General features: G+C 69.4%; 22 protein-coding genes. 11 read left to right on the forward strand and 11 right to left on the reverse strand.

The window, feature by feature from the left end; genetic code table 11:
- On the reverse strand, positions 1–981 hold the full coding sequence (locus tag HL658_RS03900) for a transglycosylase SLT domain-containing protein (protein WP_180280549.1): 981 nt from the start codon (positions 979–981) through the stop codon (positions 1–3).
- A gap of 146 nt (positions 982–1,127) precedes the next feature.
- Entirely contained in the window at positions 1,128–2,321 is a 1,194-nt protein-coding gene (locus tag HL658_RS03905; RefSeq protein WP_180280550.1) for an alpha/beta fold hydrolase, read from the reverse strand.
- Between the two features lie 350 nt (positions 2,322–2,671).
- Between HL658_RS03905 and HL658_RS03910 the strand changes: the two genes are divergently transcribed.
- Positions 2,672–3,013, forward strand: a complete 342-nt coding sequence (locus HL658_RS03910; protein WP_180280551.1) for a hypothetical protein — start codon at positions 2,672–2,674, stop codon at positions 3,011–3,013.
- On the opposite strand, the gene HL658_RS03915 is transcribed toward HL658_RS03910, so the two are convergent.
- On the reverse strand, positions 2,997–3,581 hold the full coding sequence (locus HL658_RS03915) for a GNAT family N-acetyltransferase (protein ID WP_180280552.1): 585 nt from the start codon (positions 3,579–3,581) through the stop codon (positions 2,997–2,999). The two genes, HL658_RS03910 and HL658_RS03915, sit on opposite strands and share 17 nt — an antisense overlap.
- 131 nt (positions 3,582–3,712) lie before the next feature.
- On the opposite strand from HL658_RS03915, the gene HL658_RS03920 reads away from it, so the two are divergent.
- On the forward strand, positions 3,713–4,786 hold the full coding sequence (locus tag HL658_RS03920; protein WP_180280553.1) for a glycosyltransferase family protein: 1,074 nt from the start codon (positions 3,713–3,715) through the stop codon (positions 4,784–4,786).
- A 179-nt stretch (positions 4,787–4,965) separates the two neighbouring features.
- On the forward strand, positions 4,966–5,136 hold the full coding sequence (locus HL658_RS03925; RefSeq protein ID WP_180280554.1) for a hypothetical protein: 171 nt from the start codon (positions 4,966–4,968) through the stop codon (positions 5,134–5,136).
- A gap of 90 nt (positions 5,137–5,226) precedes the next feature.
- Here HL658_RS03925 and HL658_RS03930 read toward each other — a convergent pair whose 3' ends face one another.
- The 7 genes from HL658_RS03930 to HL658_RS03960 form a co-directional block, all read right to left on the reverse strand.
- Positions 5,227–6,573, reverse strand: coding sequence for a globin-coupled sensor protein (locus HL658_RS03930; protein WP_180280555.1), 1,347 nt, complete (start codon positions 6,571–6,573; stop codon positions 5,227–5,229).
- 205 nt (positions 6,574–6,778) lie between these two features.
- Entirely contained in the window at positions 6,779–7,666 is an 888-nt protein-coding gene (gene rpoH / locus HL658_RS03935; protein ID WP_180280556.1) for an RNA polymerase sigma factor RpoH, read from the reverse strand.
- Between the two features lie 400 nt (positions 7,667–8,066).
- The gene (locus tag HL658_RS03940; RefSeq protein WP_180280557.1) at positions 8,067–8,447 is read right to left on the reverse strand and encodes a dihydroneopterin aldolase; all 381 of its coding nucleotides are present in this window, start codon (positions 8,445–8,447) and stop codon (positions 8,067–8,069) included.
- Between the two features lie 71 nt (positions 8,448–8,518).
- Entirely contained in the window at positions 8,519–9,616 is a 1,098-nt protein-coding gene (locus HL658_RS03945) for a site-specific DNA-methyltransferase (protein WP_180280825.1), read from the reverse strand.
- Positions 9,617–9,708: 92 nt separating this feature from the next.
- A complete protein-coding gene (locus HL658_RS03950) occupies positions 9,709–10,356 on the reverse strand; it encodes a ribonuclease HII (protein ID WP_180280558.1) in 648 nt (215 codons plus the stop codon).
- Positions 10,357–10,385: 29 nt separating this feature from the next.
- The gene (locus tag HL658_RS03955) at positions 10,386–11,465 is read right to left on the reverse strand and encodes a PA0069 family radical SAM protein (RefSeq protein WP_425485317.1); all 1,080 of its coding nucleotides are present in this window, start codon (positions 11,463–11,465) and stop codon (positions 10,386–10,388) included.
- Between the two features lie 116 nt (positions 11,466–11,581).
- Positions 11,582–12,400, reverse strand: coding sequence for a hypothetical protein (locus HL658_RS03960; protein WP_180280560.1), 819 nt, complete (start codon positions 12,398–12,400; stop codon positions 11,582–11,584).
- A 405-nt stretch (positions 12,401–12,805) separates the two neighbouring features.
- Here HL658_RS03960 and HL658_RS03965 point away from each other — a divergent pair, with 405 nt between their 5' ends.
- The 5 genes from HL658_RS03965 (at position 12,806) to HL658_RS03985 (ending at position 17,698) form a co-directional block, all read left to right on the forward strand.
- The gene (locus tag HL658_RS03965) at positions 12,806–14,323 is read left to right on the forward strand and encodes a DegQ family serine endoprotease (RefSeq protein ID WP_180280561.1); all 1,518 of its coding nucleotides are present in this window, start codon (positions 12,806–12,808) and stop codon (positions 14,321–14,323) included.
- A 96-nt stretch (positions 14,324–14,419) separates the two neighbouring features.
- On the forward strand, positions 14,420–15,166 hold the full coding sequence (locus HL658_RS03970) for a glycosyltransferase family 2 protein (RefSeq protein ID WP_343054996.1): 747 nt from the start codon (positions 14,420–14,422) through the stop codon (positions 15,164–15,166).
- A gap of 80 nt (positions 15,167–15,246) precedes the next feature.
- Positions 15,247–15,594 (forward strand): lipid-A-disaccharide synthase N-terminal domain-containing protein, encoded by a 348-nt coding sequence (locus tag HL658_RS03975; protein ID WP_180280562.1) that lies wholly within the window; start codon positions 15,247–15,249, stop codon positions 15,592–15,594.
- Positions 15,591–17,282, forward strand: coding sequence for an ArnT family glycosyltransferase (locus HL658_RS03980; RefSeq protein ID WP_343054997.1), 1,692 nt, complete (start codon positions 15,591–15,593; stop codon positions 17,280–17,282). The genes HL658_RS03975 and HL658_RS03980 overlap by 4 nt, the downstream gene beginning before the upstream one ends.
- Positions 17,283–17,362: 80 nt before the next feature.
- Complete coding sequence (locus HL658_RS03985; protein WP_180280563.1) at positions 17,363–17,698, forward strand: hypothetical protein; 336 nt, start codon at positions 17,363–17,365, stop codon at positions 17,696–17,698.
- A gap of 12 nt (positions 17,699–17,710) precedes the next feature.
- Here the strand turns inward: HL658_RS03985 and HL658_RS03990 are convergent, their stop codons facing one another.
- Positions 17,711–18,646 carry an ROK family protein gene (locus tag HL658_RS03990; protein ID WP_246337259.1) on the reverse strand — a complete coding sequence of 312 codons (936 nt, stop codon included), beginning with the start codon at positions 18,644–18,646 and terminating at the stop codon, positions 17,711–17,713.
- A 185-nt stretch (positions 18,647–18,831) separates the two neighbouring features.
- Between HL658_RS03990 and HL658_RS03995 the strand changes: the two genes are divergently transcribed.
- The 3 genes from HL658_RS03995 (at position 18,832) to HL658_RS04005 (ending at position 20,782) form a co-directional block, all read left to right on the forward strand.
- Positions 18,832–19,539, forward strand: coding sequence for a hypothetical protein (locus HL658_RS03995; protein ID WP_180280564.1), 708 nt, complete (start codon positions 18,832–18,834; stop codon positions 19,537–19,539).
- Between the two features lie 174 nt (positions 19,540–19,713).
- Complete coding sequence (locus tag HL658_RS04000) at positions 19,714–20,451, forward strand: AzlC family ABC transporter permease (protein WP_180280565.1); 738 nt, start codon at positions 19,714–19,716, stop codon at positions 20,449–20,451.
- Positions 20,444–20,782: an AzlD domain-containing protein gene (locus tag HL658_RS04005; RefSeq protein ID WP_180280566.1), complete on the forward strand. Its 339-nt coding sequence runs from the start codon at positions 20,444–20,446 to the stop codon at positions 20,780–20,782. Before HL658_RS04000 ends, HL658_RS04005 begins: the two co-directional genes overlap by 8 nt.
- Positions 20,783–21,042 lie beyond the last annotated feature (260 nt).

The following is a 21,042-nucleotide window of genomic DNA, read 5'->3' on the forward strand; positions in this document are numbered from 1 at the left end:
TCAGGCGCCCGGGGCCACCACGAAGCAGGCCATGCCACGGTCGACCAGATTGGCGCAGGTGTTGGCCGCATTCTGCTGCGACAGGCCGGACAGGCGCGCGCGGTAGAGCGGGCCGGCCTTGGTGTCCACCGCCTGCACGATGTGCTGGGTGCGGTCGAGCATGCCGGGAAGCTGGCGGCGGGCGCGGTCGATCACCTTCGCCCCGTCGTCGGGGGACCGGAACGCGCCGAGCTGCACCGTCCACAGCCCGGCCGCGGCCATCTGGGTCGGCGGCGGCGCCACCATGGCGGTGCGGATCACCGGTGGCGCGATCGGGCGCGCCGGCTCCGGGGCCACCACCGTGGTCTGCACGGGCGCCTGCACCGGAGGCGGTGTGTAGGTGGGGGTCGGGGGCGGCAGGACCGCCACCTCCACGGTGCCGCCGGTGGGCGGCGTGCGCGGCGCGCTGGCGACCACGATGTCGGAGCCGCTCGGGCCCGGCACGCGGTTCAGCCGCGGCCCGACCGACGCGATGTAGCGCCGGGTCTCGCCGGGCAGCGACCGGTTGCCGGCCAGATAGTCGCCGTAGCAGCCGGGGCCGCAGTTGTAGGCGCCGAGGAAGCCCGGCGCGCCGAACAGATTGTACATCTCGCGCAGATAGGCGGTGCCGGCCATCACGTTGTCGCGTGGTTCGAAGGGGTCGGATCCCAGCCCGTGCTTGCGCCGCATCTCCTCATAGGTGCCCGGCATGACCTGCATCAGGCCCATGGCGCCGGCCTTGCTGACGATGGGCTTGCCGTTCATCATGGTGCGCCCGCCGCTTTCCTGCCGCATCACCTCGCGGATCCAGTGCTCGGGCATGTCGAAGCGGCGCGACGCCTCCGCGATGTGGGTGTCGAGTTCGGCGTCCGTCACGGTCACCGACCGCGGCGTGTTGCCGGCGCAGGCGGCGAGGGCGGCGCACAGGGCGGCACTGGCCAGCAGCGATCTCACGCGTCGCACGGTACCCACGTCCTCCCTCGCATCCGGCGTCGTCTCAGACGGAGGGGAGGATTGCACAGGCGTGCCGCATGGTAAACGGCCCCGCCCATGATTTGCCGCCCCTGTTGCCGGGGAAGCGCAGTCGCCGGAGGATCACGGCTGACCGGTCACTGGACCCGGCGCAGGACCGTCTCCAGCTTCGCCGCGCCGGCCTTCTCCAGCCACAGGCCGGCCAGCTTGCCGTCCGGACGCAGCCGGTAGCGCAGCACGTTGCGGCCGGCCTCGTCGAACACAAGCTCGCCGTTCTCGATACGGCCGTAGCGGCGGACGCGCTCCATCTCCTGGTCTGGCTCGACGCCGGGACCGAGCAGATAATCGGCAACGATGCCGCCCCGCGTCGTTCCGCCCGCGGGACCGCCCGCCGGCCCGCCCGCCGGACCGCCCGCCGAACCAGGGCCGCCGACGGACAGCACCACCTCCCGGCCGTTCACATAGGTGCCGTACCAGGTCCCCACGAAGGGTCGGAAGGGCAACAGACCGGTGTCACCGGCCTCCGCCGGGCCGAGACCGGCCTTCATCAGGTCGGCCGACGGGGTGCGCCCCCAGGAACCGTCGCAGGGCGGGTCCTGCGGTCGCGGGGCGCGATCGGCGAAGCGGACGATGCAGTCGGCGAAGCGGCGCACGAACAGGCCGGTGTTGGCCGCCCCGTGGCCCTGAAGGTTGGCCGGCTGGTCGATGATGGCGTGATCCAGCCCGCGGCTGGCCAGGATCAGCCGCGACTGCTCGCCACGCCCGCCCGGATCGAAATCGTCGCCATGGAAGAAGAACAGCATGACCCGCGCCGACCGGACATCGCGCAGGATCGGCCAGAGCCGGGTGGCGTTCTCCCGGAAGCTGTCGTAGGCGTCCACGAAGTTGCCGAAGGCCGCCGGTGCGGTACCCACCACGGAATCGACCGCGTCGGTCTGGCCGGCCGCGAGAAGCGAGATGAAGGCACCGAAGGACTGGCCGCTCAGCGCCACCGACCGGTAGCCCTTGGCCCGCAGCCGCTCGGCATGGCCGGCCAGCGACCGCGCGCTGTTGGACAGGGTGTCGCTGACCCGCATGCGGTCGAGCCGGTAGACGTCCCATCCCGCCAGACGCAGGGACTTCATGTAGAGCGGCGTCGGCGCCTCGGAATCCTCGCTCTCGATGGAGCGGCCATGGCTCCAGACGATGGCGCCCCGCGCACGCTCCGGACCCAGCAGGGACGTCTCGCCATAGGCCGGAACCAGCCGGATCTGCGCGTTGGCCGGTCCCGGCGGAAGCAGGGCGGCGGTGATGAGAAAACCGAACAGCGCGAGACGGAACCGGATGCTCATGGGCGCGTTGCTCCGTGACCGCGGGACCGCACCAGAATTTTTCGTGGCCGGTTAAGGCATGGTTGCCGGATACCCGCCGCCCGCTTTTTGTCACGGCCGCGGCGTCCGGCGGCTGCGGCAGCCGGCCGCATCCCCCGCAAATGAGAATGACTCGCATAGTGACGACGGGTAGGCTACCCTGAGTCCATCACTCAGGGGGAAACGCGATGAGCGAGGCGATCGACGGTGGGAAGTCCGTGACGGGATGGTCCCTTGCCGGCCTTACGGGAGCGGAACGTGCGCTGTTGCTGGCCATCCGCCGGTGGGGGCGGGGCGGGACGGCCCGCGGGATGATTGCGGTTCGTCAATCCTTGATCCAGGCCGGTATCCCGGCGGACGCGCTGCTCCCGTTGTTCACGCTTCTCGGTGTCCTGGATGCCGACCACAGCCGCGCGTTGGACATCCGTGGGCCGGGTTTCCAGGACATCGGGATGGACGAGGCGCGGCTGCTGGATGCCCTGGCTGCGGCGCAGGCGGGTGAGGACGACGCGGCGATGGACGTGCTGGAGCATTGGCTGCCGCTGGTGGCCCTGTGCATCGCCGCCGCCGCGGCGCGCGATCTCGGCGCCGCGCTGGCGCGCGCCGGTCTCTGGCTGCCGGGCGGCCGGTCCGGCGCCGGTTTCGGCTGGCCGGTTCTCATGGCCGCGGAGTGAGCGTCCGCGTTGCGGTGCCCGCCCGTGCCGCTTTCGCGATACGGGCCGCGCCGATCACCCGCTTGCGCAGCAGCCACTGGTCGATGGCGACCTCGACCGTCTCGCCGTCCGGCCTGCGGTAGCGGAAGGTCCCCGTCTCCTCGCCGGCGCGCGCGTAGCCGAGCCGTTCGTAGAAGCGCAGCACGCCGGGGTTGTCGCGATCGACACCCAATTCGGCGTCGGGCACACCGCGCCCGGCCACCAGCCGTTCCGCCGCGCGCATCAGCCGCGAGCCCAGCGACAGTCCCCGGAACGGATCGAAGACCCTCACCGCCCACAGGGTGGCAATGCCCGCGTGCCGCTTGCGGGCGAAGTCGATCCACACCTGTCCGGCCGGAAAGCCGTTCACATCGGCCAGCAACATCGCCCCGGTTCCCTGCCGCTGCATGCGGAAGGCCGACGCGATGACTTCCCGGTGGTGGGTGAAGAGGCCGTACCATTCCAGCGCCGGAAGGTCCTCCGCCACCGCAAGGCGCAACGCCACCGGCACTCCGATCGTTTCCCGCCCCGACAGCACGCCGTCCGTCATTACGCCCCCGCCCTGTGATGCGGGCACAACGCGCCGCGGCGCGGATCCGTTCCGGTAGGCGCGGGCACCGACCTTCCGGGGTTCCCGCGCGTTGTTCTCCTGATCGGGTGAACAGGCAGGGGAGCGGGGACGTGCGCGACGTCGTTGGCGATCCGGAAACGCTGGTGGCGACGGCGCGACGGCTGCTGGCGGAGCGCCGGGTGCGGGAGAGTCTGGCCCTGAACGAACGGGCGCTGGCGCTCGGTGCCGACCCTCTGGAAAACGGCGGGGAGGTCTGGATGGCCGCCATGCTGCTCGGCCAGTTCGAGCGCGCCTGGGCGGTCAGCGACGCGGTTCTGGCGCGCCGGGACGTGGCGGAGTTCGACCGTCCCGACCGGCCGTATCACCGGCGCGCGGTCTGGGACGGGCGCCCGTTGGACGGCCGCCGGGTGCTCGTGCGCTGCTATCACGGCCTCGGTGACATCGTTCAGTTCGGCCGTTACCTGCCGCTGGTCGCCGGGCGGGCCCGTGGCCTGTCGGTGCAGGCACCGCGTGCCGTGCATGGCCTGCTCCGCACGCTTCCCGGAATCGACGCGCTGGTGGCGCTGGAGGATCCTGGAGCGGTGCCGCCGCACGACGTGGCGATCGAACTGATGGAGCTTCCCCACGCCTTCCGCACGCGACTCCACACCATCCCCGCCGCGGTGCCCTACCTGTGGGCGGATGACCGTCGGGTGGCCGCACGAACCGCCCGGTTGCCGCCGAGTGGGCGGCTGCGGGTTGGTCTGGCGTGGGCGGCGGGGGCCTGGGACGGTGGGCACCGCTCGCTTCCACCTGAGCATTTGCGACGGTTGGCCGACCTGCCCGACATCGACTGGGTCTGCCTGCAGCGCGGACCCGCGCTTGCGCAGGGCACCGGCCTTCCGTTCCGCGACACCGGGCCGCGCACCGACGACCTTATCGACACGGCGGCGATGATCCTTGCGGTCGACCTCGTGCTGTCGGTGGATACGGTTGTGGCGCATCTGGCGGGGGCACTCGGGGCGCCGGTATGGACGCTGCTGCCCTTTGCCGCCGACTGGCGCTGGATGCACGGGCACGACGACAGCCCCTGGTACCCGACCATGCGGCTCGTGCGACAGGCCGCTCCGGGCGGCTGGGAATCTTCGATCCAAGCGTTGTTGCGAATGTTGTCATCAAAACTAGATAAAAAGCGTCGCGAATGAAATCAACGAAATCATAAGTATTGAAATCGGAAAGTCGTGAAATTTTCGGCATAGTCTTGACGGAATGCCCCTACTGCAGCTATGTCTAATGCGTTCCCCCGGTGACGGGGAGCGGGAGGGGGCGACAAGCCCCCGTCGAATACAAAGATTGGCGAAAATTTTAAATAATGGAGGGGGCAATGTATCGCATCGTCAATCTTGGCCGGACCGGCGTCTATGTCGCGATCCAGGCCGGCACCTTGGCGACGCTGGGTGGGCGGAGCCACTGGGAGTCCGCGGAGCAGGTGCGTGGGGCCCTCGCGGCGGCGCGTCTGGCGGCGGTCGACCGGGTGCTGAACACCAGGCCGTGAATCCGCGGGCGCCGCGTCCTTGAGATGCGGCGCCCGTCCATAACCCGGTGCCGACGTTGGACGACGTCGGCACCGGCGATAAGATGTCGGTCAGCCCGCGCGGACCCGTGACAGGAAGCGTTCGACCTCGCCCCGGAGAGTCTCGGACTGCTGGGTCAGTTCGTTGGTGGCGTCCAGGACGTTGCGCGCCTCCTCTCCCGTTTCAGCGGCCGACGCGTTGACGCGGACGATGGTCTCGCTGACCTCGCGCGTGCCGATGGACGCCTGCTGAACGTTCCGCGCGATCTCGTTGGTCGCCGCACCCTGCTCCTCCATCGCCGACGCGATGGATGTGGTGATGCTGTTGATGCGCGAGATGGTGTCGGAGATGCTGCGGATGGCGGTGACCGCCTCCTGCGTGGCGCCCTGGACGGACCCGATCTGGCTGTTGATCTCCTCGGTCGCCTTGGCCGTCTGGTTGGCGAGACTCTTGACCTCCGACGCGACCACGGCGAAGCCCTTGCCGGCCTCCCCGGCGCGCGCCGCTTCGATCGTCGCGTTGAGCGCCAGCAGGTTGGTCTGGCTGGCGATGTCGTGGATGAGCTTCACCACCTTGCCGATCTTCGACGCGGCCTCGGCCAGACCCTGCACGGTGGCGTTCGTGCGGTCGGCCTGGGCCATGGCGTCGTTGGCGATGCGGGCGGACTGCCCGACCTGATGGGCGATCTCGCCGATCGACGCGGTCAGCTCCTCCGCCGCGGCGGCGACGGTCTGGATGTTGACCGACGCCTCCTCCGCCGCCGCCGCCACGACGGTGGACTCACGGCTGGTCTCGTCGGCGGCGCGGCTCATCACGCCGGCGGTGCCCTGGAGCTGTGTGGCGGCCGCGGCCACCGCCTGGACCACGCCCTGCACCTGCCGCTCGAAATCGTCGGCCGTGCTGCCCAACTCGCGAGCGATGATGGCCGCCGTGTTCAGATCGACATAGACCGACGTGGCCAGATCCATGTCGAGGAAGACGGCCTTGTTGATCGCCTGGAGCACTTGGCCCAGCCGATCCGGTTTGCGGCGGTAGGTCTGGGTGGCGACATCGATCAGGCGGTTGAGCGTGTAGCAATAGGCGCCCATGTACCAGCGCGGCTCGAGCCCGATCCGCTGGTGCGCCTGCCCGATCCGGATCACCTGCGCCATGTAGTCGTCGTCGAAGGTGCCGGTGAAGACGTTGGTCAGCCAATGCTTCATCTGCAAATCGCGCGCCCGCGCGGTAACCTGCTGATCGGCCACGAGGTGTGAAATCTGCGGGACCGACCGGAGATAGTCGTAGAAATCCCGCAGGATCTGATCCATGTGGGGCGCCAAATAGGGAAGAAACTCCCGCAACGCACTTTTTGATGCGTCATCGACGCGAAGGAAACGGATGCGATCGACTATCGACTGACTTGCGTTGCTGGTGTTCATCAATGCGGCCCCTTCACGTCACGTGGGCGCCTCCCCGAACCGTACGTACCCACGGATCGGGTGCTTGCCTCCATTCCGCATCATGCGGATGGATTATGACGATTGGAACGCGAGAAAATGCCGCGGGTCAAGCAACATCCGAGTCGGCCGCGTGGGCGAGACTCGTGAATTGGCTCCGGTGTCCGCTCCGACTCCCGATTTCCGATCAGGCCGCCGCGTGGGCGGTGCGGCGAAGCGAATGGGCGGCGGCGAGGACCGCCTTCTGCAGTTTTTCGAAGGCCCGCACCTCGATCTGACGCACGCGCTCACGCGAAACCGAGAATTGCTGGCTGAGCGCTTCGAGGGTGGACGGGTTGTCCTTGAGTCGGCGTTCGTAAAGAATCCGCCGTTCACGGTCGTCGAGCCGTTCCAGAGCCTGTCCCACCAGCCGGCGCCGCAGGGCGAGCTCGTCCGCCTCGGCCACCACCAGCTCCTGGCTCGGCCGGTCGTCGGCGAGCAGTTCCAGCCAGTTGGTTTCCCCGTCGGAGGACAACGTAGCGTCCAGCGAACTGTCGGAACTCGCCAGACGCCGGTTCATCTCCACCACCTCCGCCTCGGGCACGTCGAGTTCGGTGGCGATGGCGGCGACCGCTTCCGGCGACAGGTCACCGAGTTCCAGCTCCTCCATCCGGCTCTTCAGCCGGCGGAGATTGAAGAACAGCTTCTTCTGGGCGGCCGTGGTTCCCATCTTCACCAGCGACCAGCTATGCAGGATGTATTCCTGGATGGCGGCGCGGATCCACCAGGTGGCGTAGGTGGCGAAGCGGAAGCCGCGGTCGGCGTCGAACTTCTGCGCCGCCTGCATCAGCCCCACATTGCCCTCCGCCACCAGATCGGTCAGCGGCAGCCCGTAGCCCGAGAAGCCACGCGCGATCTTGATGACCAGACGCAGATGGCTGCCCACGAGCTGTTCGAGCGCCACCGGATCCCGCCGGTCGCGCCACGCGACCGCCAGATCGCGCTCGTCGTCCGGAGACAGGATCGGGTAACGCCGGGATTCCTCCACGTACCGGGAAAGGCTTGCGCTCTCGCCGCTCAACAGTCGCTTCAGCACTCCACGCCTCCTCTTCCTGCCGTGCCGCAGGTCCGTCCGTGACGAACCTCTCCCGACAATAAGACAGCGGTGCGCCCGAGCTGTTGCGGCTGTCCGCCGTCAACACCGCACCGAGACGACTCTGCTGGATGATCGCCGCCAAGGCTCACCGGTTCTCGGCGAACCACAGGAATTTTGAGCGGGGGATCCCGGTGGAGCAAGCCTTCAATGCGTGTAGTGGCGGAGTATTTCGGCTTATGTCCCGGCGCTACGGCGACTGGAGCGGACGTGCCGGCAAAGTTGTACTCCGGTCTGACTTCCCGACAATGGTGAGCGGCGGCTTTGCGTTGGTTCTACAACGACCCTTCCCGCCGATCGGCATAGGCGAGCGGGCGGCCCGAGTTCCGGCAGCCGGCGGGAGTCAGATGCGGCTGCGCTCGATCTCGACCCCGACGATGGCGTCGGGAAAGACGTCGAGCTTCTCCACCCGCACCCGCGCCGTGCGCACGCGGGCGTCGGACAGGCACCGTTCGGCGATGCGCTCGGCCAGCGTCTCGATCAGGGTGACGTGGCCGTGGGCGACGACGGAGCGGACGGCGTTCACCGCATCCTCGCCCGAAACGCCGGGTACGATGACGTCCAGGTCGAGGTTGATGCGGATGCGCTGGGTGGTCGCCCGCTCATGGTCGTAGACGCCGACCAGGGCGTCGAGCACGAGGTCGCGGACGAAGCAACGGGTCGATACGGCGACCCTGGCGTTGCGGGCCTGGGGCGCGGTCACGGCGGCGAGGAGCTTGTTCATGCCGAAGCCCTAGCATGGCCTAGCGGGGTATGCCAAGCCATGACGGGTAGGACAAGTGCGGGGCGCAATCGCTAGTTCATCTCGGAACGCACACGCTCCCGCAGAAGGTCGATCGGCTTCCACTGGCCGGCCTCTTCGTAATGCCAGAACGTCCAGCCATTGCAGGCCGGAAGCCCGGTCAGGGCGGCCCCGACCTGATGGATCGAGCCGTGATGCCGGCCCAGCGCGTTCTCGCCGATCAAGGTCCCGTCGGCACGCACGCGCGCTGCGACACGGCGTCGCTGATCGACCAGCATGGTGCCGGGACGCAGCAACCCACGCTCCACCAGCCAGCCGAAGGGAATGCGCGGCGCCTGCCGCTTGGGGGGAGCATCGAGCAGATCGGGGTCCGGCGCCTCCTCCGTCGCGGCGATGCGCGCTTCGGCCGTCGCCACATAGGAGGCGTCGCGCTCGATGCCGATCCATTTCCGCCCCAGCCGCTTGGCGACGGCGCCGGTGGTGCCGGTGCCGAAGAAGGGGTCGAGCACCACGTCGCCCGGCCGCGAGGAGGACATGATCACCCGGTACAGCAGCGCCTCCGGCTTCTGCGTCGGGTGGGCCTTGCGCCCGTCGTCGTCGCGAAGGCGCTCCGGCCCACCGCAGATGGGCAGCAGCCAGTCGCTGCGCATCTGAAGCTCCTCGTTCAGAGCCTTCATCGCGTCGTAGTTGAAACGGTAGCGGGCGTCGCGCTCGCGCGAGCACCAGATCAGCGTCTCGTGCGCGTTGGTGAAGCGCGTGCCGCGGAAGTTGGGCATCGGGTTCGTCTTGCGCCAGACGATGTCGTTCAGCACCCAGAAGCCGATGTCCTGCAACGCGGCGCCGACGCGGAAGATGTTGTGGTAGCTGCCGATCACCCACAGGCTGCCGGTCGGCTTCAGGATGCGGCGCGCCGCCGACAGCCAGTCGCGCGTGAAGCGGTCGTAGGTGGCGAAGTCGTGGAACTTGTCCCAATCCTCCTCCACCCCGTCGACGCGGGTGTGGTTGGGGCGCAGCAGCTCGCCACCAAGCTGGAGGTTGTAGGGCGGGTCGGCGAACACGAGGTCCACCGATTCGGCCGGAAGGGCGTTCATCTCGGCGATGCAGTCGCCAACAAGAATCCGGTTGACGCGGTCCGGGCTGAGAATCGGCATGGCCTTCGGCTTTGTGTGGGCGAATCGGAGACCGACCATGAATCGCGTCCCGAGTCGCGTCAACCGGTATTTTCAACAAAGAGTCTGCGGAGTCAGCGCGTTAGAGCCAACTGTTGCGAAACTGGCGCAAAACTCCGCCGGTGATGAGGGCAGGCGCCGACTCGGGCCAGCGCCTCCAGATGCTCCGGCGTCGGGTAGCCGGCGTTACGGTCCCAGCCATAGGCCGGAAAATCCGCGGCAAGCGCCCGCATGACCCGGTCGCGTTCCTCCTTCGCCACGATCGACGCGGCGGCGATGGACAGGCTGCGGCTGTCGCCCTTCACCACCACCTGGGCGGGGCAGGGAAGCACCGGCGCGAACTTGCCGTCCACCAGCGCCAGATCGGCGGCCACACCCAGCGCGTCGAAGGCGCGGCGCATGGCGAGCAGCGTCGCGTGGTGGATGTTCAGCCGGTCGATCTCCTCCGCCTCGGCGCGGCCGACACCCACGGTCGCGAGGTTGCGGATGGCCGGTTCCAGCAGTTCGCGGCGTTGGCGGCTCAGCTTCTTGCTGTCGTTGATGGCGGCCCGCAACCCGTCGGGAAGGGACGCCGGCAGGATCACGGCGGCGGCCACCACCGGTCCGGCGAGCGGCCCGCGCCCGGCCTCGTCGATGCCGCACACGCGGGCACCTGGGCCGGCGGCGGCTTCGAGGGACAGGTCGGGCGTGAAGACAACGGCGGCGGTGCGTTTGCGGTTCATGCGCCGCACCCTATCAGATGCGTGCGCGATCAGAAGAGCGCGAGCTGGTCCCCCGGCGCCTGCGGCGGCGTGAAGCGGGAGCAGTCCAGCTCCACCCACCGCGCGCCCAGCCCCAGCCGGTCGCGGGCGCGGCGGAATCGAGCCGTCAGCATGGCGGCGTAGGGACCGTCGCCGGTCATGCGTTTGCCGAAAGATGCGTTGTACAGCTTTCCGCCGCGCGACTGGCGGATCAGGTTCAGCACGCGATCGGCGCGGTCGGGGACATGGGTGCGCAGCCATTCCTCGAACAGCCCGGCGATTTCCAGCGGCAGGCGCAACAGGATGATGTTGGCTCCGCTCGCCCCGGCGTCCCTGGCCGCCGCAAGGATGTCGTCCAGCTCATGATCGTTCAAGGCCGGGATCATGGGGGAGGCGAGCACCGCCACCGGCACCCCGGCCTCGCTCAACTTCCGTACGGCGTCGAGCCGCCGGGCCGGGGTTGCCGCGCGCGGCTCCAGCCGGCGGGCGAGGTCGCGGTCGAGCGTGGTGATGGACACCGCGACATGGGCCAGGTTGCGCGCCGCCATCCGCGCGATGATGTCGAGGTCGCGCAGAACCAGCGCGGATTTGGTGATCAGCGCCATGGGGTGGTTGGCGCCGTCCAGCACCTCCAGGATGCGGCGGGTCAGGCCGAGTTCGCGCTCCACCGGCTGATAGGGGTCGGTGTTGGCGCCGATCGCCACCGGGGCCGGCGCGTAGCCGCGCGCCCGCAACTCCGACACCAGCAGATCGGGAGCATCGGGCTTGTGGAACAGCATGGTTTCAAAGTCGATACCCGGCGACAACCCGAGATAGGCGTGGGTGGGACGCGCGAAGCAATAGATGCAGCCATGCTCGCACCCCTTGTAAGGGTTGATGGAGCGGTCGAAGGGGATGTCCGGCGACTGGTTGTAGGTGATCAGGCTGCGGCTCTTGTCCACCAGCAGGGTCGTGCGCAGCGGCGGCGCGTCCTCGTCGAAGGCGGAGCCCCAGCCGTCGTCGATGACGACGCGCGCCTCACGCTCGAATCGGCCGCTGCGATTGCTGATCGCGCCCCGGCCCTTCACCGCGCGATCCGGCACTTCGTCCACCATGCGCGGACGCTAGCATGGTGTTTCGAACATAACAAGAACATTGCCGCCGCGGAAAACCCCGCCCGTTGGGGCGGGGTTTTCCGCATCCGATGACGCCGCGAAGCGTGAAACGATTACTGCCGGCGCGCCGCGCGATGGGCCGGGATCGGAATCGGGCGGATCGCCTGCTCCTCCCGGCGGCTGGCCGACATGTCGATCTCGATGCGGGCCAATGCCTTGCGCAGCTCGTGCACCGCGTCGGACAACGACTGGATCGAGGATTCACCGGGAGTCTGGCGCCAGGTGCGATAGGCCGACAGGCAACCGCGCGCGGTTTCCCGCAGCCGTGCTTCCACCGCGTCCACTGGCGGCGTCGGCTCCGGCCGGGCGGCCGAACGGCCAGCGGCTGCCGGGTCCGCCGGCTGGGCAGCGGGGGCTGCGGCCGACGACGGCGGCTGGGGAGCGGCCGACACCGGGGGGACAACCGGAGCTGCGGCGGCCGGCGGCTGCGGTGCCGGCGATTCGATCCGCAAGGTGCGTCGCGGTTCGGCACCCGGCGCATTCTGCGGTGGCTGTGCCGTCGCCTGGGCCGGCGCCGCACCTTCGCGGCGACGCGGCGGCGGCGTCACCGCCTGGGCGGGGGCGGGGGCGGCGGCGGCTGGCGCCGGTGCGGGAGCCGGGGCCGGCTCCGGCTGTGCCTCGGTCGTGGCGGCAGCCTCTTCGCTCGCATCGGTTGCATCCAGAACCGGTGCGCCCTCGCCCTCCAGCATGCCGGCCGCCTCGGCCTTGCGCACGATGTAGGAAATGGCGCTCGGGGTGCATTCGAACTCGCGCGCGATCGCCGATAGGGTCGCGCCCGCCCGGTAGCGTTCAAGAATACGCGGCCACGCTGTCTGTGGGATTCGTCCGCGCTTCTTTGGAGACTCCGGTTCGTTGCCGGTTTCAGCGTTCATTATATCGCTCGGCTGCCACAGTGAATTTTGCGTCATCACCGGATTGCTTGTGCTCGATCACACGCCACGAGTCGTCTACACGACGCTCATGCTCGCGATCCCGTTCGGTGTAGGAGTTGGAAACGTATATCGATGCACGATGATATCGGTGACTGCCAGGGAATTACCAGCAGAACTTTGCGCAGAAAAGCGAATTCCGGAACGGCCGGGGATTCCGTGCGCCGTTCCGGTGCATCGGTCATCGCCCCGTCCGATCGCCATAGGCCGGATCGGACGCATCACCTTTCAAAAGCCGATGGTTGTGGCGATGATCTTTGAAAGTCCGGGATCGAAACGCCGCGAGCGATGTTTTGAATTGCGGGGGCTCTGGGGCCGCCCGCCGCTGATTGCCGGAGACAACGACCCATGCCGCAGATCTTCTCCACGAATCGGCGATTGCCGTGCATCGCGCTGGCCGGCGCACTGGTCCTCTGCGGGGTCGGCGGCGTATCGTCGCCGGTGCTGGCGTCGGATGCCGCGCGCAACTCCTTCGCGGACCTTGCGGAGTCGCAGATCGACACGGTGGTGAACATCTCGACGCGTCAGGCGACGCCGACCGCCGCGCCCACGCCGAATGAGGAGGCGCCGGGCGTGCCCGGCGGGCCGCAGTTCCCGCCTGGATCCCCGTTCGAGGAGTTCTTCCGCCAGTTCCGCGAGCGCCAGGGCGCGCCGCAGCCCCAGCGCCCGCCCGTCTCGGCACTTGGCTCCGGCTTCGTGATCGACCCGTCCGGCTATGTGGTCACCAACAACCACGTCGTCGCCGACGCCGAGGAGATCGCGGTGACTCTGCACGACGGCACCCGGCTGCCCGCGACCCTGGTCGGCGCCGATCCGCCCACCGATCTGGCCCTGCTGAAGGTGGAAAGCAGCAAACCGCTGACCAGCACCCGCTGGGGCGACAGCGACCGGCTGCGCGTCGGCGACTGGCTGGTCGCTATCGGCAACCCGTTCGGGCTTGGCGGCACCGTCACCGCCGGCATCCTGTCGGCGCGCGCCCGCGACATCCAGCAGGGTCCCTACGACGAGTATCTCCAGACCGACGCGCCGATCAACCGCGGGAATTCCGGCGGGCCGCTGTTCGACACCGAGGGTGGCGTGGTCGGTGTCAACACGGCGATCTACTCACCGACCGGCGGCAGCATCGGCATCGGTTTCGCCATCCCGTCCGCCCTTGCCCGCCCGATCATCGAGGAACTGCGCGAGCATGGGCAGGTGCGGCGCGGCTGGCTGGGCGTGCAGGTGCAGCGGGTAACGCCCGACATCGCCGAGACGCTGGGCATGGCGGAGCCGGATGGCGCGCTGGTCACCGCGCTCACGTCCGGCGGTCCGGCCGAGGCGGCGGGTGTCCGACAGGGAGACGTCATCATCGGCTTCGACGGCCATGCCGTTGACAAGATGCGCGACCTGCCGCGGATCGTCGCCCGCACCCCGATCGGCAAATCGGTGCCGCTGGAGCTGTTGCGGAATGGCGACAACCAGACGCTCACCGTGACGGTCGGCCGGCTGGAGCCGGAGCAGCAGGTCGCGGCGGGGTCGAGCGGCCCGACGACGGGTGCGCCACCCACGGCACCACAGACCTCCCGCACGCTCGGGCTCAGCCTGTCGCCCCTGACTCCGGAACTGCGCGAAACCTTCGCGATCGGGCCTGAAACCCAGGGCGTCGTCATCACCGAGGTGGACGGCGACAGCGCGGCATCGAACCGCGGCATCGACGCCGGCGACGTGATCGTGGAGGCCGGGCAGCAGCCGGTCGGCGACCCGGAGCAGGTGCAGGAGCGGGTGGAGGAGGCCAAAAGGGAAGGGCGGCGCAGCGTGCTGATGCTCATCGACCGTCAGGGCGAACTCCGCTACGTCCCGGTTCCGGTGGAGGGTGGACCGGGCTGACGTTCAGGGCTGCGCAAGCGGTCCGCTTTTTGCGCTACCCTTGGCGCGGAACCGGCTGTATTTTGCCGGCCGTTTGGCCAAGGGGGCGTACCACCTGTGACGAGCTTTCCCGCGGATCAGGGGCCGGTGCGGCTGTCGGTCGTGATCCCGATCTTCAACGAGGCGGACAATGTGCTGCCGCTTCTCGACGAGATCGAGCACGCCCTGGCCGGCGGGCAGCCGTTCGAAGTCGTCTTCGTCGATGACGGCTCGACCGACGACACGCGCGCCCGGCTTGCCCCGGCCATCGCCGCGGGGCGGGTGCGCCTCGTGCGCCATCTCGACCGGTCCGGACAGAGTGCCGCCGTGCGCACCGGCGCCAAGGCGGCGCGCGGCGCCTGGATCGCCACGCTGGACGGCGACGGACAGAACGACCCCGCCGACATTCCCAACCTGCTGCGGCGGGCAGCGGAAGGTGGTGCCGACGCGCCGCTGCTGGTCGGCGGGCTGAGGCTCAGCCGCCGCGACACCTGGTCGAAGCGGGCGGCGTCGCGCTTCGCCAACGGGATAAGACAGGCGCTCCTCAAGGACGGTTGCACCGACACCGGCTGCGGGATCAAGCTGTTCGACCGCCAGGCGTTCCTCGACCTGCCGTACTTCGCGGCCATGCACCGGTTCCTGCCCGCCCTGTTCCGGGCGCACGGGCATCCGGTGGCCTATGTGCCGGTGAACCACAGGCCGCGGCGCCGCGGCACGTCGAAATACACGAACCTGCAGCGCGGGCTGGTCGGGGTGGTGGATCTCCTCGGCGTCTACTGGCTGAAGCGGCGCACGAAGCTGTCGGCCGCGGTCGAGGACCGCTGACGGTCAGCGTCCCTGATTCACAGTCACACAGGCACAGTCACACAGGTTCCGGCCGGTCCGGACGAACGCGGAACACCAGAATGCTCGACGCCCTCGTCACCTGGTTCAACGAACGCACGACGACCGAGATCGTCTGGCTCGGCATCGGAACCTTCGCCCAGCTCCTCTTCTCCATGCGCTTCATCGTGCAGTGGATCGCCAGCGAGAAGGTCCGTCGCAGCATCGTGCCGGAGACCTTCTGGTACTTCAGCATGGGCGGCGGCATCATGCTGCTCGCCTACGCCATCCACCGCGTCGACCCCGTCTTCATCCTGGGGCAGGCGATGGGCGTGGTCATCTACAGCCGCAACATCTACTTCATCTACGCGCACCGGAAAAACGGCACACCGGTCGAGCCGGACGTGCGCGCGGGCGCGGCCAAGCCGTGATCGTGGCGGCGGGCTGGGCCGAGGGGACGTCCGCCGGCCGTCTGTCGGCCGTGGTGTACGCGTTGCTGACGCTGCTGTGCGTGGCGTTGTACGCGCCGGGCTTCACCAGCGTTCCGCCCTTCGACCGCGACGAGTCCCGCTTCGCCCAGGCATCGTTCCAGATGCTGGAGAGCGGCGATCTTGTGGATATCCGCTTCCAGGATGAGGCACGGCACAAGAAACCGGTCGGCATCTATTGGCTCCAGGCGGCCAGCACCGCGCTGCTCGGCACCGCCGGTGAGAAGGCCATCTGGACCTACCGGGTGCCGTCGCTGCTCGGTGCCGTCGCCGCGGTGCTCGCCACCGCCTGGCTCGGCGCGCGCCAGTTCGGCCCGGCCGTCGGCACCATGGCCGCGGTCATGCTGGCCGGCTGCGTGGTGCTGGGGGTCGAGGCGCGGATGGCGAAGACCGATGCGGTCATGCTCGCCACCATCACGGTCGCCCAGGCGGCGCTGGCCGCCGTCTATCTCGGCCGTCATGGCGAGCGGCCCGGCTGGGGACTGCCGCTGCTGTTCTGGATCGCGGTGGGGCTCAGCGTGCTGGTGAAGGGCCCCATCGTGGCGCTGGTGTCGGGCGGCACGGTCGCCATGCTGGCGCTGTGGGACCGGCGGGCGGGGTGGCTGGCGCGCCTGAGGCCCCTGGCCGGGCTGGGGATCGTCCTCCTCATCGCCGCACCCTGGCTGATCGCCATCACGCTGAAGACGCAGGGCGCCTTCTTCACCGAATCCGTCGGGCACGACATGATGGGCAAGGTCGCCGGCGGCCAGGAGGGCAAGGGACTGCCGCCCGGCTATTACCTCGGCACCTTCTTCATCACCTTCGCCCCCTGGTCGTTCCTGACGCTGCTGGCGCTGCCCTGGATCTGGCGGAACCGCCGCGACGACGCCGTACGCTTCTGCATAGCATGGATCCTGCCGACCTGGATCGTGTTCGAGGTGGTGCCGACCAAGCTGCTGCACTACACGCTGCCGGTGTTCCCCGCGGTCGCGCTGCTCACCGCGGGTGCCGCGCTGGACGCTGCGGCGCCGACCGCCGGCCGGGTGCTGCGCTGGGCATCGGCCGCCCTCGGCGTGGGTGCCATGGCGGCGCTGGCGCTGGCCGTGGCGCTCGTGCCGTGGCTGGTCGACGGCGATGTGGCGTGGGCGGCCTGGATCATCCTGCCGGCGGTGGTGGCGCTGGCCGTGCTGGCGGTGCGGCAACGCTTCGCCGGAAAACCGCGCGGGGCGGTGGCGGTCGCGCTGGCCGGCGCGGTGCTGCTGTACGCGGTGGCCTACGCCATTGTGCTGCCCGGTGTGCCCGGCCTGTGGGTCGGGCGGGAGGCGGGCGTGCTCGTCGCCGCGAACCGCCCCTGCGCCTCCACCCGGGTGGCCTCGGCCGGCTATTCGGAGCCGAGCCTGGTCTTCGCGGTGGGGACGGACACGCTGCTGACCCGCGGTGACGGCGCCGCCCGCCACCTGCTGGGTGACCCTTCCTGCGCGCTGGCGCTGGTGGACGGGCGGGAAGAGGCGGCCTTCCGCACGGCGCTGGCCGGGGCGGGCGCCACAGCGCTCGGCACGGTGCGCGGTTTCAACTACAACAACGGGCGGCGCATCGCGCTGACCCTCTACCGGCTGGCGCCGGCCCCCGCGGTGGCCGCACCGACAGGGTAACGCGCACGCGTCGTGGACGTCCGATCGTTTCGGCTGTTCCCTGGGGACCGGAACACCACAGCCATCGGAAGGCCGCCGCCATGACCCGCAACCTTCCCCGCATACGTCTCTCCGCCCTGCCGTTCGCCGCCGCCCTGGCGGTCGCGGCGCTGGCAACGCCGGCGGCCGCCCAATTCCAGGAGCGGACGGTCACCAACCCCTACGGCTTCGACCAGCCGGCCGGTACGGCGCAGCAGCCGCGCAGCCACTGGAACGCCATGGGCACCGCCGGCCAGTTCCGCGCCGGGGGCACCTATGGCACGGACGTGAACAACGCCGGGCGCTTCTACTCCAACACCCGTTCGCTGGGGCTGAACCCCAACAGGCCGGGCGAGCGTCCGCCGCAGCGCAATCTGGCCCCGCCCAAGCCCCGGTGACCGGCGGGGCGTTCACGCCCCGGCAGCTTCCTCCGGTCGCCACAGCCAGGCGGCTCCCCGCACGCCGCTGGAATCGCCATGCACCGCGCGGCGTACGGGTGTGTCGATGCGGTCGGAGAAGGCGTACGTCTCGATCCGCGGGGGCAGTTCGGCGTACAGCGCCTCGACGTTCGACAGCCCGCCGCCCAGCACGATCACGTCGGGGTCGAGCAGGTTGACCACCGCGGCCAGCCCCCGTGCCAGCCGATCGGCCAGCCGGTCCAGGGTTGCCAACGCATCGGCCTTCCCATCCGCCGCCTCCGCCACAATCCCTTCCATGGTCAGATCCGCGCCGGAGACCCGACGATGGTCGGCGGCCACCGCGGGACCGGACACGAAGGTCTCCAGACAGCCGCGCTTGCCACAATAGCAGGCCGGCCCCGGACGCTCGTCGTCGCGCGGCCAGGGCAGGGGGTTGTGGCCCCATTCACCGCCCACCGCGTTGCGTCCGGAAAGCACATGCCCGTGCGCCACGATCCCGGCACCGCAACCGGTGCCGACGATCGCCGCGAAGACCACGCCGGCTCCCGCCCCGGCGCCGTCCACCGCCTCCGACACGGCGAGGCAGTTGGCGTCGTTCTCCACACGCACGGGCCGCCCGAGCGCGGTGGCGAGATCGCGGTCGAAGGGACGGCCGATCAGCCAGGTCGAGTTGGCGTTCTTCACCAGCCCGGTCGCGGGCGACACGATGCCAGGAATGCCGACGCCGACGGTCGCACGCCCGCCGCCGGCGGTCTCCCGCTCCAGCGTGCCCACCAGGTCGCGAATGGTGGAGAGCGTGCCGTCATAGTCGCCGCGCGGCGTGGCAACGCGCCGGCGCGCCAGCACGTGGCCGGCGCCGTCCAGGACGATTCCCTCGGTCTTGGTGCCGCCGAGATCGATGCCGATGCGATTCATGACGTCGGTCATACACACAAACGGGCGGCCGTCCAAGCGCGCGCCGTGGCGGCACCGGCGACACGACCCGGCATAAAATGCCGGCGGGTTCCGGATTTCAATTGACCGCCGATGGCGAACGGGTAGAACCCGGCGCATAGGCCAGCGCTGCCCTTCGGTTGGCGCTCGGCTGACATCGATGTCCGGAGACGCAGACGATGCCCATCCGCCAGCGCGCCGCCCGCGCGGTTCTTTCCTCGATGGTTGCCGTCGCCGTTGCCGGGGGCGCCCTGTCCGCCGCCGCCGCACCCGCGCCGAAACCGATCTGCTACAGCCGCGCCGAGCATGCCGCCGAGCAGCTCATCCGCCTGCACACCGAAATGATGGTGGTCGGCCTGACCTGCCAGTCCGTGGTGCCGGAGCAGAACCCCTTCGGCAAGTATCATGAGTTCACGGTGAAGAACCGTGCGGCGATCTCGTCGTCCGAAGCGCTTCTGATCGATCACTTCCGCAAGACCAAGTCGGGCAACGCGACGCGGAGCTTCGACACCTACCGCACGGAGCTGGCCAACGAGGTGAGCCGCCGGTCGGCGACCATCGGCGTCGGCGTCTATTGCTCGGAGCTGGTTGACCGCGTGAAGAACGCGGTGACGCTCACCGCCGACGACCTCAAGATCCTGACCTCGGACGAGAAGACGGCCGGCCTGCTGCTGCTCAGCTCCCGCCCGCTCTGCGATGTCAAGGTTGCCAGCATGCCGGACAGCGTGACCACGGCCTCCGCCCCGCAGCGCGGCAAGCCGGCGAAGGAGGCGACGCCCGCGTCGTCCAAGCCGCCGGCCAAGCCGGCCAAGGCGCCGACCAAGCCCTCCACCAAGGCCGCCGACGCCGGCAAGCCGCAGACGGTCACCACCGCGCAGAAGCCCTGACCGGCCGGCAACCGCCCGCAACAGGCTGCCGAAGACACGGAAGGCCGCCCGCGCCGCAAGGCGTTGGCGGCCTTCCGTGTTTTCGGCAAGGCACGTCTGCGCTGATACCATTCGTCGGACGGAGGAGTGCCGTATAGGGTCGGCGCATCGTTCCGAAGCCCGGCGGAATCCCGTATGCCCGCGTCACCGATACCGTTCGATCCGTTCCGCGGTGCCGCGACCGCGGCGCGTGAGGCGCTCGGGATGCCGGGGCTGGTCCTGCTCGCGAGCTATGTGGGGTTCGGGTCGCTGGTGAGGCAGAGCGGATTGGACCTGCCGCAGGGGCTGGCCTCCACCGCCACCGCCTGGGCGTTGCCGGGCCAAGTGGCAATGGTGGAGCTGTCGGCGGTCGGCGCCTCGGCCCTGTCGATCGCGATCGCGGTGGCGCTGACGAATGCCCGGCTGACGCCGATGGTGGTGACCATCCTCCCCCTGTTCCGGGATACGGGAATGCCGCGCCGCGTCACCTACGCGGTCGCCCATTTCGTGGCGGTCACCGCCTGGGCGACGGCCTTGCGGCAACTGCCTGGCATGCCGCCGGAGGAACGGGTCGGCTGGTTCGTCGGATTCGCGCTGACGCTGTGGGTCCTGTCCATGACCGGAACGGCGTTGGGCTATTTTCTGGCGGGCGCGGTGCCGGCTCCGGTGACGCTCGGGCTGGTGTTCCTCAACCCGCTCTATTTCATGCTCATCCTCATCGTCGACCTGCGCCAGCGGGCGCGGACGCTGGCGATGATCATGGGGGCGGTGCTCGGGCCCATCCTGCATCTGGTCACCCCCACCTACGGTCTGTTGCTGACCGGTGTGCTGGCGGGGGCGATGGCCTACACGACCGACCGCGTCCTGACGCGGCGGGAGAGCCTGCGTGGGTGACGCGGAGATCTGGCTGGTCATCGGTCTGACCGCCGTCGTGACCTACCTGCCGCGCGCGCTGGGCGTGGCGCTGTCCGGGCGGATCGATCCGAACGGGCCGGTCTTCCAGTTCGTCGCCTGCATCGCCTACGCGCTGCTGGCCGGGCTGATCGCCCGCATGATCCTGTTCCCGGTCGGTCCCCTGCAGGAAACGGCCCTCGGCAACCGGCTTGCCTCGGCGGGGTTGGCGCTGGCCGTGTTCCTGATGATGCGGCGCAGCGTGATGCTGGGCGTGCTGGCGGGAACCGCCGCTTTGATCGGCCTGACGGTGGGAGGCGTACAACTGTTCTGATTTTCTCGTCCAGGACGGCCCTTGCCGTACCGCCACCGCGCGGTTCGAGCAACTTCCTTGCGATTTTTGTGAACCCCCGTCATGCAGCGGCGGCAGGGCTGTTACCCCCTTGCCCTGTGTAAAGCACGTGAGATAACGTCCGAGCACCAAATGACCGCGGCCCGCCGGAAATGGACGGGCCCGTGAACGGGGAGCGTCGGTTCACGTGTCCGCCAAACGAGCGACTTTGGCTCGCCCGCCCATGTGTCTGCGTGTTGCAG

Source organism: Azospirillum oleiclasticum (assembly GCF_013423485.1).
Classification (GTDB): domain Bacteria; phylum Pseudomonadota; class Alphaproteobacteria; order Azospirillales; family Azospirillaceae; genus Azospirillum; species Azospirillum oleiclasticum.

Excerpts from the sequence above, each read along its gene's own strand:
- HL658_RS03905 (WP_180280550.1), bottom strand. The coding sequence starts at position 2,321 with ATGAGCATCCGGTTCCGTCTCGCGCTGTTCGGTTTTCTCATCACCGCC.
- HL658_RS03915 (WP_180280552.1), bottom strand. The coding sequence starts at position 3,581 with ATGACGGACGGCGTGCTGTCGGGGCGGGAAACGATCGGAGTGCCGGTG.
- HL658_RS03925 (WP_180280554.1), top strand. The coding sequence starts at position 4,966 with ATGTATCGCATCGTCAATCTTGGCCGGACCGGCGTCTATGTCGCGATC.
- HL658_RS03930 (WP_180280555.1), bottom strand. The coding sequence starts at position 6,573 with ATGAACACCAGCAACGCAAGTCAGTCGATAGTCGATCGCATCCGTTTC.
- HL658_RS03940 (WP_180280557.1), bottom strand. The coding sequence starts at position 8,447 with ATGAACAAGCTCCTCGCCGCCGTGACCGCGCCCCAGGCCCGCAACGCC.
- HL658_RS03945 (WP_180280825.1), bottom strand. The coding sequence starts at position 9,616 with ATGCCGATTCTCAGCCCGGACCGCGTCAACCGGATTCTTGTTGGCGAC.
- HL658_RS03950 (WP_180280558.1), bottom strand. The coding sequence starts at position 10,356 with ATGAACCGCAAACGCACCGCCGCCGTTGTCTTCACGCCCGACCTGTCC.
- HL658_RS03960 (WP_180280560.1), bottom strand. The coding sequence starts at position 12,400 with ATGAACGCTGAAACCGGCAACGAACCGGAGTCTCCAAAGAAGCGCGGA.
- HL658_RS03965 (WP_180280561.1), top strand. The coding sequence starts at position 12,806 with ATGCCGCAGATCTTCTCCACGAATCGGCGATTGCCGTGCATCGCGCTG.
- HL658_RS03975 (WP_180280562.1), top strand. The coding sequence starts at position 15,247 with ATGCTCGACGCCCTCGTCACCTGGTTCAACGAACGCACGACGACCGAG.
- HL658_RS03985 (WP_180280563.1), top strand. The coding sequence starts at position 17,363 with ATGACCCGCAACCTTCCCCGCATACGTCTCTCCGCCCTGCCGTTCGCC.
- HL658_RS03990 (WP_246337259.1), bottom strand. The coding sequence starts at position 18,646 with ATGACCGACGTCATGAATCGCATCGGCATCGATCTCGGCGGCACCAAG.
- HL658_RS03995 (WP_180280564.1), top strand. The coding sequence starts at position 18,832 with ATGCCCATCCGCCAGCGCGCCGCCCGCGCGGTTCTTTCCTCGATGGTT.
- HL658_RS04000 (WP_180280565.1), top strand. The coding sequence starts at position 19,714 with ATGCCCGCGTCACCGATACCGTTCGATCCGTTCCGCGGTGCCGCGACC.